Here is a 366-nt window from a genome sequence, read left to right on the forward strand (position 1 = left end):
GCCTAAGGCCTAAGCATGGATCCGAACGGCCGCTTCCTGTACACGCCGTCTTTCGTCGGCCTGGTGTACGGCTTTGCCATCGACGCGACCACTGGCCTGCTGACGCCGGTGCCGGGCAGTCCGTTCCGCACGGGTATCGGCAATATCGGCATGGCCATTGTGCAGCCGACGCCATAAGCCAGTCGGCTCCCCACCATTCAAGACAACTACGGGTCAGGTTTCATGTTCCTTCGTCTTCCTGCCGGCGCGCGCTCGCTCGGCATTGCCTTGCTTGCCGCGGCGGTGCTTGCCGCCTGCGGCTCCGATGACAACGCCGCGCCGGCTCCCTCGGCCACGCCAGCGGCGACCAAGGTGGTGGTCGACACC

1 protein-coding gene is annotated in these 366 nt (G+C 65.8%); it reads left to right on the top strand.

The features are described 5' to 3' along the window. Positions 1–15: 15 nt before the first annotated feature. A complete protein-coding gene (locus AB4Z35_RS31270) occupies positions 16–177 on the top strand; it encodes a hypothetical protein (protein WP_442101336.1) in 162 nt (53 codons plus the stop codon). Positions 178–366: the final 189 nt, after the last annotated feature.

This window comes from Pseudomonas sp. KB_15, from assembly GCF_052114525.1.
GTDB lineage: Bacteria > Pseudomonadota > Gammaproteobacteria > Pseudomonadales > Pseudomonadaceae > Aquipseudomonas.

Excerpts from the sequence above, each read along its gene's own strand:
- AB4Z35_RS31270 (WP_442101336.1), top strand. The coding sequence starts at position 16 with ATGGATCCGAACGGCCGCTTCCTGTACACGCCGTCTTTCGTCGGCCTG.